Genomic DNA, 15,057 nt, shown 5'->3' on the forward strand with positions numbered 1-15,057 from the left:
TCGTCTCCCGAAACGGAAAAAGGGCCGGCGGCGCGCCGGCCCTCTTTCGAATTCTGTGAATTCGCAGCCAACGCTACTCGGCGGCCTCCGCCGGCGGAACGATGGACACGAAGGTGCGGCCCTTGAGTCCCTTGTGGAACTTCACCGCGCCCTCGGCCGTGGCGAAGATCGTATGATCCTTGCCGAGGCCGACATTCGTCCCCGGCCACCATTTCGTGCCGCGCTGGCGGATGATGATGTTGCCCGGAATGACGGCTTCGCCGCCGAATTTCTTCACGCCGAGACGGCGGCCCGCGCTATCGCGGCCGTTGCGGGAGGAACCGCCTGCTTTCTTGTGCGCCATGTCGTTCTCTCCTTTGTCAGGCCGGGTTGATCGCGGTGATGCGCACCAGCGTCAGATCCTGGCGATGCCCCTTCCGCCGCTTCGAGCTCGCCTTCCGGCGGCGCCGCTTGAAGGAGATCGTCTTCGGCCCGCGGGTCTGATCGATCACCTCCGCGGCGACGCTCGCCCCGGCCACGCGAGGGGCGCCGACGGTCACGCCGTCTTCGCCGCCCACCATCAGCACCTCGTCGAACTGAATGGCCGCGCCGGCTTCGCCCGCCAGCTTCTCGACCGTGAGGACGTCATTGGCGGCAACCTTGTATTGCTTGCCGCCCGTCTTGATCACCGCGAACATTTCGCGCTTTCCTTTTCTCTCTTCCGCGCCCTGCGGCGGCGGGTCCCCCCGCGCTTTCGGACCAATCCGGCCCGCCTCGGACAGCGCGCCCCGGTCGGGGCGTCATAGCATCAACCCTCGGCGGCGCTCGCGCGCCCCAAGGAAGGGCCTTATCTCCGATACGTCCGGGCCCGTCAAGACAGCCGCCGCACGGTTTGCGCCCATCGCCGATCCCAACTATCAGGGCCGGACTTTCGCTCGATCAGGAGCCACGCATGACCGAGACGACGCCGGACGACGCCAACGCCAACGCCGGGACGCCCGCCTCCGGCGACGACAGCATCCTGCCGTTCCAGCTGGACGGGGCGGGCATGCGGGGCCGCGTCGCGCGGCTCGACCGGACGCTGAACGCCATCCTCGGCGCGCGCGCCTATCCCACTCCGGTCGCCGCGCTCGTCTCGGAGGCGACGCTGCTGACCGCCCTGATCGGGCAGACCATGAAGCTCCGCTGGCGGCTGTCTCTCCAGGTCCGGGGCGAGGGCGCGATCCGCCTGATCGCCACGGATTATTTCGCGCCGGAGCGCGAGGGCGGCCCCGCGCGTATCCGCGCCTACGCCGGCTTCGATCCGGAGGCGCTGGACCCCGCCGCGCCCGGGTTCCGGCAACTCGGCGCCGGCGTGGTCGGCGTCACCATCGACCAGGGGCCGGGCATGGCCCCCTATCAGGGCGTGACGCCGCTGACCGGCGGCGCGCTGTCCGGCGCGATGGAGGCCTATTTCGCCCAGTCCGAGCAGCTCGCCACCAGTTTCGCCATCGAGACCGCGCTCTCGGAGACGCCAGGGGAGGCCGCGGCGTGGCGGGGCGGCGGCGTGATGATCCAGCAGCTCCCGTCAGAAGGCGGCGTCGCCCCTGACGCGCCCGCCGGCGCCGACGGCCTGATGAGCGCCGGCGACGCCGCCGCGCTCGGCGGGCGCGAGGACGACTGGCGCCGCGTCTCGATGCTGCTCGCGACCATGGAGACGCATGAATTGATCGGCCCGATCGTTCCGGCGGAGACGCTGCTTCTGCGGCTCTTTCACGAGGAGGCGCCGCGGGTCTGGCCCGCGCAACCGGTCCGGTTCGGCTGCACCTGCTCCGCCGAGAAGGTGGAGGCGGCGCTGGCGCATTACAGCGCCGCCGAGATCGCGGAGATGATCACCGCCGAGGGGAAGATCACCGCCGACTGCCAGTTCTGCGGCGCGTCCTACGCCCTGGACCCGTCCCGGATTCTGGGCGGCGGCGAGGCCTGAAGGCGGCGCTACCCCGCCTTCAGCGCCGCGATCAGCCGATCCACATCCTCCTCCCGCGTCGCGTAGGAGGCGACGAGCCGGGCGCCGACATGGTCCGGCCGGCCTTCCGCCGGCCAGTTGTGATAGGCGGCGCCCTTCGCCAACGCCGCCTCATGCGCCGCGCGCGGGAGCTCGACGAAGACCAGATTCGCCTCCACAGGATGCAGGATCCGCACCCCGGGCAATCCCGCGAGCCCCTCGGCCAGCCGCGCCGCCATCGCATTCGCGTGCGCCGCGAAGCGAAGCCACGCCCCGCCCTCCAGCATCGCTTCGACCTGCGCGGTGATGAAGCGCATCTTGGAGAAGAGATGCCCGCCGCGTTTCCGGCGGAGGTCGAATTCCCGGACGCGGCTCTCGTCGAACATCACCACCGCCTCCGCCGCCGGCGCGCCATTCTTGGTGAAGCCGAGGCAGAGGATGTCGACGCCGATCTTCCAGCTCATCTCGGCCGGGCTCGCGCCGGTCGCCGCGATCGCGTTGGCGAATCGGGTGCCGTCGAGATGGACGGGGACGCCCGCCGCCTTCGCCGCCCCGGCCAGCGCCGCGAGATCGGCCGCGGAGTAGACCGTGCCCGCCTCCGTCGCCTGGGTCAGCGAGAGCGCGCCTTTCTGGACATTGTGGATGCTGGCGCCCTCCGCGACGCCGAGCGCGGCGCGAAGCGCGTCCCGGTCCATCCGGCCATGCGCGCCGCCGACCTTCACCAGCTTGGCGCCGCCGGTGTAAAATTCCGGCGCCCCGCACTCATCCTCCTCGATATGCGCGTGATCGTGGCACCAGATCGCCGTCCAGGGCGGCGTCAGCGTCGCCAGCGCGAGCGCGTTCGCCGCCGTTCCGGTCGCGACGAACCGCACCGCCGCGGCGGGCGCTTCGAACAGCTCGCGGATCATGTCGCTCGCGCGGTCGGTCTGGGCGTCGTCGCCATAGGCCATCGCCGGGCCTTCGGAGGCGCGCGTCATCGCCTCGATCACGCCGGGCGCGGCGCCGGCGGCGTTGTCGGAAGTAAACCACATCAGATCATGCCTTCGATTATTCTGTCTTCGTAATCGTCCTCGTCCACCTCCCATTCGGAGATGGTCTTGCCATGCACGGAGATCCCGGCCTCGCGCACCGTCTCGCGGCTCCCGGAGACGAGATAATGCCACTCCGGAAGATCGCCGCCTTCGGCCAGCAGCCGATAGGCGCAGGTCTTCGGCATCCAGTTCTTGTCGCGCTCGATGGTCTCCGGCGACAGCCGCACGCAGCCTTTCACCAGCTGGGAGCGGAGCGGATAATTGCCGCACCGGCATGTCTCGGCGTCGAAAAGCCGGCAGGCGATGTCGGTGTAGGAGACCTCGCCCGTGTCCTCATCCTCCAGCTTCAGAAGGCAGCAGCGCCCGCACCCGTCGCAGAGCGCCTCCCACTCCTCGCGGGTGAGGTCGCCGAGCTTCCGGCCGCGCCAGAAGCCGGGGCGGAGCGGGGCATTCTTCGTCGCCGGCTTCACCATCCCGTGTCCTCGCTCCCGCGCAGCCTCGTCTTCGCGGCTCAAGGGGTCTTATATCGGGGCGGGAGACAACAGACGAGGTGGGTGTGCGCATTGTTCTCATTTTTATCGGCCTCGCGGCGTGCCTCGCCGCCGGACAGGCGGCGCTGAAGCATTTCGGGCCGCCTGAAGGCGGGCTGTTCGAAGAGCGGGTCATCCGGATCACGCGCGAATCTCCGGCGCCGGAGACCCGGCTCGTCAACGCCAATGGCGGCGTCGCCACGCTCGCGGACTGGCGCGGCGAGGTCGCGGTCGTCGCGCTCTGGGCGACATGGTGCCCGATCTGCGCGCGCGAGATGCCCCAGTTGCAGGCGCTGGCGGAGCGCTATCAGGGGCGCGGCCTCTCCGTCGTCACCGTCTCTCTCGATGACCCGCCGGCGGAGGCGCTGGTGCGTGATTATCTCAGCGGGCGCGGATACGATCTTCTTCCTCCGTTCATCGACCCCGACCGCGCGCTCGCCTCCAGCATCGGCCTGCGGGGGACTCCGACGACGATGATCGTCGACAAGTTCGGTCAGGTCGTCGCCGTGATGGAGGGGCTCGGGCCGTGGAGGGACGCGGCGACGGACCGCTACCTCGACGCGCTGATCGCGGCGCCGGATGCGGACGCGTCGCGCGCGCTCTTGTCTTCATCGGCCTCTGCAGGCAGTTAACGCTGACGCGCGCCCTGCGCGCGCGCGCCGAGCAGAAAGGCTGGTTGTGGACATCGACGCCGTCAATTCCGTATTCGAAAGCCATTGGCGCAAGGGCTGGGGCTCCATCACCCCGCGCGAGGCGATGTTCATTCACGAGCTGATCGCCGCCGACCGGCCGGAAGCCTTCGTCGAAGTCGGCGCGGCGTCCGGGCTTTCCGGCGGGCTGATCTGCCGGATGCTGGCGGAGCATGGCGGCGCGCGTTTCACGACCTACGACCCGGCGCATGAATTCTTCGGCGATCTCAGCAAGCCGACCGGGTATCTGATCGACGCCATCTATCCCGGCGGGCCGGTGACGGTGGAGCGGCGCTTCGGCTCCACGGCGCTCGACATCATCGATCACGGCGCGAATTACGACATGGCCTTCGTGGACGGCAACCACAAGCACCCCTGGCCGCTGATCGACACGCTCTTTCTCTCGGAAGTCCTGACCGGATCGCGCAAGATCATCCATCACGACCGCCGGCTCTACCGCCTGCAGCCGCGGCCGATCGGCATCGGGCCGAAATACCTCTACGATCAGTTCCCCGAGAGCCACCGCAGGGCTTCGACCGCGAACAAGGGCAACATCTTTCATATCGACCTCACGATGAGCACGGCGGCGCTGGCCGAGATCGCGGAGGCGGCGATCCATCTGCCCTGGACCCTCGCCGCGCCGCTCGACGACGCGGAGATGGCGCGGATCCGGGCGTTGATCGAGCGGGTCTACGGGGCCGCGCTCCTCGCCGCGTTCGACAAGGCGGCGACGCGCTATAATTTCACCGCCCCCGCCTATCGGCCCGCCAAACCCGCCAAGCCCGCGAAGCGGTTCTTCGGGCTGATCGGCGGGCGCTGAAGCCAGCCTAGCCCGGCCCGATCTCCGCCCGCATCACCGCGACGGATTTCACCACCGCCGAACACGGCGCCCCGGGAGCGAGGCCGAGCGCATTGAGCGAACGCCGCGTGACCCGCGCCAGCAGCCGCTGATCGCCGACGCGCAGCGCGATCATCGCGCCGGGGCCGCCGCCGAGATGCACGTCCTCGACCACCGCCGGCAGGATGTTGAGCGCGGAGAGTTTCGAGACCGGACCCACCGCGAGGATCACATCGTCCGCGCGGATGCGGAAGCGGAGCGTGGCGCCGACCGGCGCCGCGACGCCCGGCAGAAAGACGCGCGCCGGCCCGAGCGCAAGCTCGCTCAGGCCGTCGTCATGATGCGCCACGACGCGGCCGGTCAGCACCGCGCCGGCCATCGAAGGGCCGATCACCGGCGCGAACCCCGGGTCGGCGAGCAATTCGTCCAGCGGCCCGGCGCGGAGCGCCCGCCCCTCCCGCATCACCACGATATCGGACGCCAGCCGCGCGACCTCGGTCAGTGAATGGCTGACCAGAAGGATCGGCGTCGTCGCCGTCTCGCGGAGGGCCTCGATATAGGGGGTGACCTCCTCTTTGCGGCCTTCGTCCAGCGCGGCCATCGGCTCATCCAGCAGCAGGATCCGCGGCGCGGTCAAGAGCGCGCGGCCGATGGCGACCCGTTGGCGCTCGCCGCCCGAAAGCCCGCCCGGGCGGCGCGCCAGCAACGGCGCGAGCGCGAGCGCGGCGACGACCTGATCATAGGCCGGCCGCCGCCCCGCGCGGCGGGCGCGCCTTTCCGCATAGGCGAGATTCCCCGCCACCGTCAGATGCGGGAAAAGCCGCGCGTCCTGAAACACATAGCCGACGCCGCGCCGATGCGGCGGCAGGAAGGTCTTCGCATCCTGCCAGATTTCTCCGTTGTAGCTCACCCGCCCCGCCGCGTTCGGCTCCAGCCCCGCGAGCGTGCGGAGCACCGTGGTCTTGCCGCAGCCGGACGGGCCGAAAAGCGCGGTCAGGCCGCGGCCGGCGATCTCCGCCTGAAAGTCGAGATCGAACCCCGGATAGGCGAGGCGGATATCGAGCGAGAGCGCCATTCTCAGACCGCCCGCAGCGGAAACCGCCGGTTGACCGTGTAGACGATCAGGAGAACGGCGAACGAAAACGCCAGCAGGATCGCGGAAAGCGCGTGCGCCTCGGCGTAATTGATCGTCTCCACCTGCTCATAGATCTGGATCGAGATCACCTTGGTCGCGCCGGGGATCGAACCGCCGACCATCAGCACCACGCCGAACTCCCCGATCGTGTGGGCGAAGGTGAGAACGCCAGCGGTGAGGAAGCCGCGCGCCGCCATCGGCGCCGCCACCGTGAAAAACGCGTCCCGAGGGTTCGCGCCGAGCGTGGCCGCCGCCTCGAGCGGCGCGCGGCCGATCGCCTCGAACGCGGCCTGAAGCGGCTGCACCATGAACGGCGCCGAATAGGCCACCGACGCGATGACCACGCCGGTGAACGAGAAGACGAGCGCGTCGCCCGTCATCCGCAGCCAGAATCCGCCAAACTCCGAATTCGGGCTGAGCAGCAAAAGAAAATAGAACCCCATCACCGTCGGCGGCAGCACAAGCGGCAGGGCCGTCACCGCCTCCAGCGCCGGCTTCAGGCGGCTTTTCGTATGCGCGAGCCACCACGCGAACGGCGCGCCGAGCGCCAGAAGCACGATGGTGACGACCGCCGCCAGCCGGAACGTGAGGAAAAGAGGCCCGAGATCCGGCATGCTCACACGTCAATCCACGCCGTAACCGAACGATGCGGCGATGGCGCGCCCCTCGGCCCCGCGCAGAAACGCGAGGAACGCTTTCGCCGCGTCATCTTCAGCGCCGGGAAGGAGCAACGCCGCATCCTGCCGGATCGGAGCGTAAGCATCGGCCGGAACCACGAAAAGCGAGCCGCGCGGCGCGCGCCCCGGCGCGCTGACCGCCGAGGCCGCGACAAACCCGAAATCCGCTGCGCCGCTCTCCACCATCGCGAATGTCTGGCCGATATTCTCCCCCATCACAATCTTCGGTTGGAGACGCTCCCATAGCCCCATCGCCCGCAGCGCGTCCTCCGCCGCCGCGCCGTAAGGCGCCAATTTCGGGTTGGCGATGGCGACCTTGCGCGTCGCGGGATCGGTCAGCGCCGCCTCCGCCCCGTTTTCAAGCCGCCTCGGCGCCGCGCTCCAGAGCGCGAGCCGGCCGACCGCATATGTGAAGCGGGAGCCCGGAATCGCCAGACCCTCCGCCTCCAGCCGCTCCGGCGTCGCCGCGTCGGCCGACAACATCGCGTCATAGGGCGCGCCGTGCCTGATCTGGGCGTAGAGCTTGCCGGTGGAGCCGGTCGTCAGCACGATCTCAAACCCGGTCCTTTCGGTGAACGCGGCGGAAATCCGCTCCGCCGCCCCGGCGAAATTCGCGGCGACGGCGACCAGCGGCGGCTCGGCGGCGGCCGGGCCGGCCGGCCCCAGGGCCAGGAAAGCCGCCGCAGCGGCGAGGCGCGCAAGGCGGCGAAGGCGCGCGGCCCCGATCATCGGCTCTCCCACTCGATATGTCCGGTGGGATATATCGCCTGCGCCGGGTCGGCTGGCAAGCCGTTATCTCCCACCGGACATATCGCCGAGCATCGCCGTCAGAACGCCGAGCTCCGGCGCCGCGGCCTCGGCCAGCTTGATCTCGATCCGGCGATAGGCCGCCAGCACCGTCTCGCCGTCTCTGGTCAGCGCCGCGCCGCCGCCTTTCGCGCCGCCGCGGGTGCTCTCGACCAGGGGCGCGCGAAAGATCGCGTTCATCGCCTCCACCAGCGACCAGGCGCGCTTGTAGCTCATGCCCATCCGCCGCCCGGCGGCGGAGATCGAGCCCGTCTCCTGAATGAACTCCAGAAGGTCGACCCTGCCGGGGCCGACCATCGCGATCGGATCGAACACGACCCGCAGCTTCAGGCGCCTGTCCTTCACGGATTCCACCATACCCCTCGCCTCATTCCTCCCGCCGCGCCCGTCGCCAGACGACATAGGCGGCGATGAACCCGGTCGCGCCCGCCAGCGCGAACACGATCTCGCGCGGCACGCCGACGAGCCCGATCAGAACCGCCGCGGCCCCGGCGGAGGCGACCATGGAGAGGCTGTCGATCACGTTGGAGCACGCCACGAACCGCCCCTTCCGCCCTTCCGGCGCCTTCACCTGATACTCGACATTGAGCGGCGTCACATAGAGCCCGGCGAACATCGCCATGAAGATCAGCGCGCCGAGCACCGGCCATGCGTCCCACCGGGCGAGAAACTCGCCAACCGTCAGCAGCTCCGCCCGGTCCGCCAGATCGCCCCCATACGCCCGGACGGCGAAACAGAAGCCAAGCGCGCCGACCCCGATTCCGGCCGCGCCCCAGGGCGCGGTCTTCAGCGTGACCCGGCCCTTCACGATAACCGAATAGATCACAGCGCCGACCGCGATTCCAACGGAGAAGGACGTGAGCAGGATCAGCGCCACATTTTCCGACGCCAGCAGCGAAAATTTCGCGATCTGGAAGATGAGCGAGAGGAAGGTCGCCCCCGCGAACCAGAACCAGCCGAGCGCCAGCATCGCGAACATCGCCGGCTTTTCGCCCCAGCACTGGGCGATGATCCTGACCATCGCCACCGGCATGACCCAGTTCACCTTCGGCCTCGGGCCCTGCGGCGGCGCCGGCGGCGCGGCGAAACTGGCGATCCAGCCGATCACCGCGATCAGCACCACCGCGGCGGAGACGCCGGCGACCCCGCCCTCGGTCAGCACCAGCTTCGCCCCGAAGATCTGCCCCAGAAGGATGGCGAGGAAGGTCGCCCCCTGGATCAACCCGTTCGCGGCCGGCATCTCGTCGCGCCGCATGTATTGCGGCAGCACGCCATATTTGATCGGCGCGAAGAACGCCGATTGCGCGCCCATCAGAAACATCAGACCGAAGAGAATAGGCAGGCTCTGCGTGAGATAGGCCGCCGCCGCGATTCCCATCAGCACGATCTCGGCGAACTTGACCCAGCGCATCATCCGCGCCTTGTCCATCCCGTCGGCGATCTGCCCCGCCGTCGCCGCGCAGAGCGCGAACGGCAGGATGTAGAGCCCGGCCGCGATCTGGACATAGGCGTCGACCTCGCCCTCGCTCAGCGCGAGCCGATCGGCCAGCCGATAGGTGAGAAGCGCGACGAAGGCGTTCTTGAACGTCTGGTCATTGAACGCGCCGAAGAACTGCACCGTGAAGAGCGGCCAGAAACGGCGCGTGCGAAAGAGCGCGAACTGATTGCGGGCGGCCTCGCTGCCGCCCGTCGCGGTCGTCTCCACGGCCATCCCGCGTCCTCCCCTCTCTCTCGGAGCGAGTTTCCGCACGAAGCGCGCGCGGGATCAAGCCGGATGGCGGAAGAAGACGCGCGGCGCGGCCGCTTATTCGTTCCCCGCCTTCCGCGCGTAGCGATCTTCGGCGGCGGCGAGGTCAGCCCCCGTCGCGTGCTCGCGGATCAGCTCCATCGTGGCCTCCTCCACCACATTTTCGAGCCGCGCCATGAACTCTTCCTTGCCGAGCCCCGGCGGGATCGGCTTCAGGTACCGGATGGCGCCGGAGCGGCGGAGCTTCTTGCCCCACTCCCGCTTCGGCCAGATCGCGCCGAGGGACTGCGCGACCGGCACCACCGGGATCTGCGCCGCGTCGTAGATGTTGAACACGCCGGTCCGGTAGCGCGCCCGGGCGCCGAGCGCCATCAGCTCTCCTTCGGGATAGATCAGGATCGGGCGCCCCTGCCCCGCGACGCGCCGCGCGCCGTCCCGGATCATGTCGGTCAACCCCTGCGGCCCATGCTCGACCGAGACCGTGATCAGGTCCATTTTCTTGATCAGCCTGCCGAGGAACGGAAGATTGGCCAGCTCCTTCATCACCACCGCGCCGCTCTCGGGATGCGCGCCGAAGATGACGCAGACATCCAGCTCCGACTGATGCTTCGGCGCGAGGATGTAGGGCGCGGCGGGCAGCTTCTCCCGCCCACGGATCTCGATCCGCCCCGAAAGCCCGACACGGACCCACCACCGCACCCAGCGGCACCAGCGCGCGATCATCGCCCGCACCCGGTCGGCCGAGACGAACCGGCACGCCGCGGCGACATACATCGCCCAGACGAACGTGACCGTGTAGAAAACGATATTGAACGCCGCGACGCGGAGGCGTCGGGTCATGCGTCCCCCGCCCTTCTCAGCCGCCGGCGCGCTTCGGCCACGTCCTCTTTCATCGCCGCGATCAGCGCCTCGACCCCATCGAACTTCACCTCGGGGCGCTGCCATGAAACCAGCCCGGTGGAGACGCGCGCGCCGTAGAGATCCCCGGAAAAATCGAGAAGGAACGTTTCGAGATTCGCCTTCTCGCCGCCGAACACCGGCCGGACGCCAAGCGACGCCACGCCGTCATAGGCCCCCTTGTGCGGCCCGTCCTTCACTTCGACCCGCGCCGCGTAGACGCCGAACCGCGGCGCCATCAGCCCGTCCAGCGATTGATTGATCGTCGGAAAGCCGAGCCCGCGCCCCCGCTTCTCGCCATGTTCGACGATCCCCTCGATCCGGTGGAGATGGCCGAGCATGCGCGTCGCATCCTCGACGCGGCCCTCGAGGAGCGCGGCGCGGATCGCGGTGGAGGAAATCTCGCCCCCCTCGCCCGATATCAGGTCGGCCACCGTCACGCCGAAGCCGAGCCGCGCGCCGGCGGCGCGAAGATGCGCGGCGTCGCCCGCGCGTTTCGCGCCGAAGCGGAAATCGGCCCCGACGACGACATGGCTGAGCCCGAGCTTCCCCGCCAGCACGTCGGCGCAGAACGCGTCCGCGCTCAGGGCCGCGAAGGCGCGGTCGAACCGGATCACGAAAAGCCGCTCCACCCCCAGCGCCGCGAGCTGGTCGGCCCGCGCGCCAAGCCGCATCAGCCTGAACGGCGGCGCATCGGGCTGGAACACCTCTCGCGGATGCGGCTCGAAGGTGACGACGCCGAGCGGCCCGCGCCCGCGCGCCAGATCCAGAACCGCCTGGTGGCCGCGATGCACGCCATCGAAATTTCCGATGGCGGCGGAGGCGCCCCGATCCTCGGCACGGACCGCATCCACTCCTTCGATGATCCGCATCGCGCCCCGTCTGGTTCCGCCGCGGCGCGAGGCCGCTTCAGTCGAATTTGGCGGAAGGCGCCAGCACCAGAGCCTCCCCCTTCAACACGACCGTATCGCCCACGACGCAGCGGCATTCAAGCGTCACGCGCCGGCGGGCGTAGTCGATCGCGGCCACCGCCACCGACGCCTCGACCATCTCGCCCGGCCGGACCGGCGCGAGAAACACCAGCGATTGCTTCATGTAGATCGAGCCGTGGCCCGGCAGCTGCTCGCCGATGATCGCGGAAATCAGGCCCGCGGTCAGCATCCCATGCGCGATGCGGCCGCCGAAAATCGTGTCGCGCGCGTACTCGTCGTCGAAATGCACCGGGTTGCGGTCGGTCGACACCCGGCCGAACAGTTCGATGTCGCTGTCGTCGATGACCTTCCGCAGCCGGCGGACCATGCCGACCTCGATGTCCTCGATGCAGATCGTTCCACGGCGGATTTCGTCGCGGCTGGTCGAATCGTACATGGCGCCATCCTTGTCTCGCACCTGCGAAGAGGTAGCGCGCGCACGACTCTCGATCAAGACGTGAAGGTAATTTACATGCTAATTTTGGCCAGCATAGGCAATTTTGTTACTTATCATTTCAGATAGCCGATCGCATAGCGCGGCAAAAACCCCGCCGCGCGGAGATAGGCGTCGAGGCGCTCCGGCTCCGGGTTCGCCGGATCCATCCCCATTTCCGCCGCCGCGAGCCCCCCGGCCACGAACAGGCAGTCGAGATCTTCGCCCATCGCCCCCGCGACGTCCGTGCGCACCCCGTCGCCGATGCAGAGCAGCCGCTCGTTCGGGATCACCCGCCCGGTCTTCGCCGTCAGCACCGCGCGCGCATAGTCGTAGATCTGCGGATGCGGCTTCCCGTACTCCATGACCCGGCCGCCCTTCTCGCGGTAGAGCGCCGCCAGCGCCCCGGCGCAAAAACGCCGCTCCCCCCCGACATCGACGACAAGATCCGGGTTGGCGCAGAGCATCGGCAGACGCCGCAACGCCGCCTCGGTCAGCAGCGCGTCATAATCCGCCGGCGTCTCCGTCTTGTCGTTGCGCAGGCCGGTGCAGATCACGCTCACCGCGTCCTCGAGGCGCACGCGCTCCGCGGCGACGCCTTCGAAGAACGCCTCGTCGCGCTCGGGGTCGCCGATATGATGCACCCGCTCGCCCCATTCGCCGCGCCGGAGGGCGTCCCGCGCCGCGCCGCCGGAGGAGGCGATGTCGTCCCAGCTGTCTTCGGGCGCTCCCATGGCCGCCAGTTGACGGCGCACCGCCGCCTCCGGCCGCGGCGCGTTGGTGAGAAGTATGACGGCGCCGCCGCCGGCGCGAAACGCCCTGAGCGCGGCGACCGCGCCCGGCAACGGCGCGACCCCGTCATGATAGCAGCCCCAGACGTCGCAGAAGACCGCGTCATAGCGGGCGGAGATGGCGGCCAGCGAAGGAATGATCTCTGTCATACGGCGTCTATCCCCCGGTTTCCGGCGCCGATCAAGCCGGCGGCGCCCGCGGCGCGCGCGCCGGACAAAAATATTCACATGGCGCCGCCCCCGCCGGGTTGACGATGCAGGGCGCCCCGCATACATCCCCGGCATCGTTAGCACTCATGGGAGGTGAGTGCTAACATGTGCGAAGCCAACCTCCCCGAAGACGAAACCTTTTAGGAACTAGGAGCGACTGACATGGCGTTCACCCCTCTGCACGACCGCGTGCTGGTCCGCCGCATCGAAGGCGAAGAGAAAACCTCCGGCGGCCTCATCATTCCCGACAACGCCAAGGAGAAGCCCCAGGAGGGCGAAGTCGTCGCCGTCGGCGAGGGCGCGCGCAAGGACTCCGGCGACCTCATCCCGATGGCCGTCAAGGCCGGCGACCGCATCCTTTTCGGCAAGTGGTCCGGCACCGAAGTGAAGATCGACGGCGAAGAGCTGCTCATCATGAAAGAGAGCGACATTCTCGGCGTGATGTCTGGAAAGAAGACCGCGAAGGCCGCCTGAGGCGCCTCCCGACAGACCAGACGAAATCAGATAAACACAGGAGCTAGCTAAATGGCTGCCAAAGACGTCAAATTCAGCACTGACGCCCGCGATCGCATGTTGAAGGGTGTCAACACCCTCGCCAACGCGGTCAAGGTCACGCTCGGCCCCAAGGGCCGCAACGTCGTGATCGACAAGAGCTACGGCGCCCCCCGCATCACCAAGGACGGCGTCACCGTCGCCAAGGAGATCGAGCTCTCGGACAAGTTCGAGAACATGGGCGCGCAGATGGTGCGCGAAGTCGCGTCCCGCACCAATGACGAGGCCGGCGACGGCACGACCACCGCGACCATCCTCGCGCAGACGATCGTCACCGAGGGCATGAAGGCCGTCGCGGCCGGCATGAACCCGATGGATCTGAAGCGCGGCATCGACCTCGCGGTCGCGAAGGTCGTCTCCCAGATCAAGGCCAACTCCCGCCCGGTCAACGACACCGCCGAAATCGCGCAGGTTGGCGGCATCTCCGCCAATGGCGAGATGGAGATCGGCCGTCAGATCGCCGACGCGATGCAGAAGGTCGGCAACGAGGGCGTGATCACCGTCGAGGAGAACAAGGGCCTCGAGACCGAGACCGACGTCGTCGAAGGCATGCAGTTCGATCGCGGCTATCTCTCGCCGTATTTCGTGACCAACGCCGAAAAGATGACGACCGAGCTCGAGGACTGCCTGATCCTTCTCCATGAGAAGAAGCTTTCCTCGCTGCAGCCGATGGTGCCGCTCCTCGAGACGGTGATCCAGTCCGGCAAGCCGCTCCTGATCATCGCCGAGGACGTCGAGGGCGAGGCTCTGGCCACGCTCGTCGTCAACAAGCTCCGCGGCGGCCTGAAGATCGCGGCCGTCAAGGCGCCGGGCTTCGGCGATCGTCGGAAGGCCATGCTGCAGGACATCGCGATCCTGACCGGCGGCCAGGTGATCTCCGAGGATCTCGGCATGAAGCTCGAGAATGTCGGCATCGACATGCTCGGCTCGGCCAAGAAGGTGTCGATCACCAAGGACGACACGACCATCATCGACGGCTCCGGCGAAAAGAGCGAGATCAGCGCGCGCGTCACCCAGATCCGCGCCCAGATCGAGGAGACGACCTCCGATTACGACAAGGAGAAGCTGCAGGAACGTCTGGCGAAGCTCGCCGGCGGCGTCGCGGTGATCCGCGTCGGCGGCTCGACCGAGGTCGAGGTGAAGGAGCGCAAGGACCGCGTCGACGACGCGCTGAACGCCACCCGCGCCGCGGTTCAGGAGGGTGTCGTCGCCGGTGGCGGCGTCGCGCTTCTGCAGGCGAGCCGGGCGCTCGCCGGCATGGAGGGTGAAAACTCCGACCAGACCGTGGGCATCAAGATCATCGCCCGCGCGGTTCAGGCCCCGCTGCGCCAGATCGCCGAGAACGCCGGCGTCGACGGCGCCGTGGTCGCCGGCAAGGTGATGGAATCGAGCGAGATGAACTTCGGTTTCAACGCCCAGACCGAGGAATACGGCGATATGCTCAAGATGGGCATCATCGATCCGGCCAAGGTCGTCCGGCACGCGATCGAGGGTGCGGCTTCCGTCGCCGCGCTCCTGATCACCACCGAGGCCATGGTCGCCGACAAGCCGGAGCCGAAGGGCTCCTCCCAGCCGGCGATGCCCGACATGGGCGGCATGGGCGGCATGATGTAAGACGCGTCACCGCGTCATCGATACGGACGGGGGCCTCGCGGCCCCCGTCTTTTTTTGTCGCGCCGACGTGATCTTTCTCAACCTCCGGCGCGCGCCGCCTCGAATTTCCTTGGTGATTCCACCGGCGCCGGTGGTAACGTCCGATATAAAGTTCACGCTTTTCATCGGAGTT

The 15,057-nt window shown here is 68.5% G+C and carries 17 protein-coding genes and 1 pseudogene; 5 read left to right on the forward strand and 13 right to left on the reverse strand.

All coding sequences use genetic code 11. From position 1 onward, the window contains the following. Positions 1-73: 73 nt before the first annotated feature. Positions 74-343: a 50S ribosomal protein L27 gene (gene rpmA / locus WG921_RS12400; RefSeq protein ID WP_340109551.1), complete on the reverse strand. Its 270-nt coding sequence runs from the start codon at positions 341-343 to the stop codon at positions 74-76. A 28-nt stretch (positions 344-371) separates the two neighbouring features. Continuing rightward, positions 372-677 (reverse strand): annotated as a pseudogene (gene rplU / locus WG921_RS12405) (50S ribosomal protein L21); the annotation flags it as partial. A 254-nt stretch (positions 678-931) separates the two neighbouring features. On the opposite strand from rplU, the gene hslO reads away from it, so the two are divergent. Beyond that, positions 932-1,945, forward strand: a complete 1,014-nt coding sequence (hslO, locus tag WG921_RS12410) for an Hsp33 family molecular chaperone HslO (RefSeq protein ID WP_340109552.1) — start codon at positions 932-934, stop codon at positions 1,943-1,945. A gap of 8 nt (positions 1,946-1,953) precedes the next feature. Here hslO and WG921_RS12415 read toward each other — a convergent pair whose 3' ends face one another. Continuing rightward, positions 1,954-2,994, reverse strand: coding sequence for a threonine aldolase family protein (locus WG921_RS12415; protein ID WP_340109553.1), 1,041 nt, complete (start codon positions 2,992-2,994; stop codon positions 1,954-1,956). Then, positions 2,994-3,467 carry a YcgN family cysteine cluster protein gene (locus WG921_RS12420; RefSeq protein ID WP_340109554.1) on the reverse strand — a complete coding sequence of 158 codons (474 nt, stop codon included), beginning with the start codon at positions 3,465-3,467 and terminating at the stop codon, positions 2,994-2,996. Before WG921_RS12420 ends, WG921_RS12415 begins: the two co-directional genes overlap by 1 nt. Positions 3,468-3,550: 83 nt before the next feature. On the opposite strand from WG921_RS12420, the gene WG921_RS12425 reads away from it, so the two are divergent. Both WG921_RS12425 and WG921_RS12430 read left to right on the forward strand, forming a co-directional pair. Continuing rightward, positions 3,551-4,156: a TlpA family protein disulfide reductase gene (locus WG921_RS12425; protein WP_340109555.1), complete on the forward strand. Its 606-nt coding sequence runs from the start codon at positions 3,551-3,553 to the stop codon at positions 4,154-4,156. Between the two features lie 46 nt (positions 4,157-4,202). Next, positions 4,203-5,033: a class I SAM-dependent methyltransferase gene (locus tag WG921_RS12430; RefSeq protein WP_340109556.1), complete on the forward strand. Its 831-nt coding sequence runs from the start codon at positions 4,203-4,205 to the stop codon at positions 5,031-5,033. Between the two features lie 7 nt (positions 5,034-5,040). On the opposite strand, the gene modC is transcribed toward WG921_RS12430, so the two are convergent. The 9 genes from modC to WG921_RS12475 form a co-directional block, all read right to left on the reverse strand. After that, on the reverse strand, positions 5,041-6,126 hold the full coding sequence (gene modC / locus WG921_RS12435) for a molybdenum ABC transporter ATP-binding protein (protein ID WP_340109557.1): 1,086 nt from the start codon (positions 6,124-6,126) through the stop codon (positions 5,041-5,043). A gap of 2 nt (positions 6,127-6,128) precedes the next feature. Further along, positions 6,129-6,800 carry a molybdate ABC transporter permease subunit gene (gene modB, locus WG921_RS12440; RefSeq protein WP_340109640.1) on the reverse strand — a complete coding sequence of 224 codons (672 nt, stop codon included), beginning with the start codon at positions 6,798-6,800 and terminating at the stop codon, positions 6,129-6,131. 9 nt (positions 6,801-6,809) lie between these two features. After that, positions 6,810-7,592, reverse strand: coding sequence for a molybdate ABC transporter substrate-binding protein (modA, locus tag WG921_RS12445; protein ID WP_340109558.1), 783 nt, complete (start codon positions 7,590-7,592; stop codon positions 6,810-6,812). Positions 7,593-7,655: 63 nt separating this feature from the next. Then, positions 7,656-8,027 carry a winged helix-turn-helix domain-containing protein gene (locus WG921_RS12450; protein WP_340109559.1) on the reverse strand — a complete coding sequence of 124 codons (372 nt, stop codon included), beginning with the start codon at positions 8,025-8,027 and terminating at the stop codon, positions 7,656-7,658. A gap of 10 nt (positions 8,028-8,037) precedes the next feature. Further along, positions 8,038-9,381 carry an MFS transporter gene (locus tag WG921_RS12455; RefSeq protein ID WP_340109560.1) on the reverse strand — a complete coding sequence of 448 codons (1,344 nt, stop codon included), beginning with the start codon at positions 9,379-9,381 and terminating at the stop codon, positions 8,038-8,040. 93 nt (positions 9,382-9,474) lie between these two features. Then, a complete protein-coding gene (locus tag WG921_RS12460) occupies positions 9,475-10,257 on the reverse strand; it encodes a lysophospholipid acyltransferase family protein (protein ID WP_340109561.1) in 783 nt (260 codons plus the stop codon). Next, entirely contained in the window at positions 10,254-11,186 is a 933-nt protein-coding gene (locus tag WG921_RS12465; protein WP_340109562.1) for a bifunctional riboflavin kinase/FAD synthetase, read from the reverse strand. The genes WG921_RS12460 and WG921_RS12465 overlap by 4 nt, the downstream gene beginning before the upstream one ends. Before the next feature lie 37 nt (positions 11,187-11,223). Next, positions 11,224-11,682 (reverse strand): MaoC family dehydratase, encoded by a 459-nt coding sequence (locus tag WG921_RS12470; protein ID WP_340109563.1) that lies wholly within the window; start codon positions 11,680-11,682, stop codon positions 11,224-11,226. 113 nt (positions 11,683-11,795) lie between these two features. Then, complete coding sequence (locus WG921_RS12475) at positions 11,796-12,659, reverse strand: TIGR01459 family HAD-type hydrolase (RefSeq protein WP_340109564.1); 864 nt, start codon at positions 12,657-12,659, stop codon at positions 11,796-11,798. A 222-nt stretch (positions 12,660-12,881) separates the two neighbouring features. Here WG921_RS12475 and groES point away from each other — a divergent pair, with 222 nt between their 5' ends. Further along, complete coding sequence (gene groES, locus WG921_RS12480; RefSeq protein WP_340109565.1) at positions 12,882-13,193, forward strand: co-chaperone GroES; 312 nt, start codon at positions 12,882-12,884, stop codon at positions 13,191-13,193. Between the two features lie 51 nt (positions 13,194-13,244). After that, positions 13,245-14,885: a chaperonin GroEL gene (gene groL, locus WG921_RS12485; protein WP_340109566.1), complete on the forward strand. Its 1,641-nt coding sequence runs from the start codon at positions 13,245-13,247 to the stop codon at positions 14,883-14,885. Positions 14,886-15,057 lie beyond the last annotated feature (172 nt).

The organism is Paludibacillus litoralis, assembly GCF_037646705.1.
Taxonomy (GTDB): Bacteria; Pseudomonadota; Alphaproteobacteria; order Rhodobacterales; family Rhodobacteraceae; genus Pikeienuella; species Pikeienuella litoralis.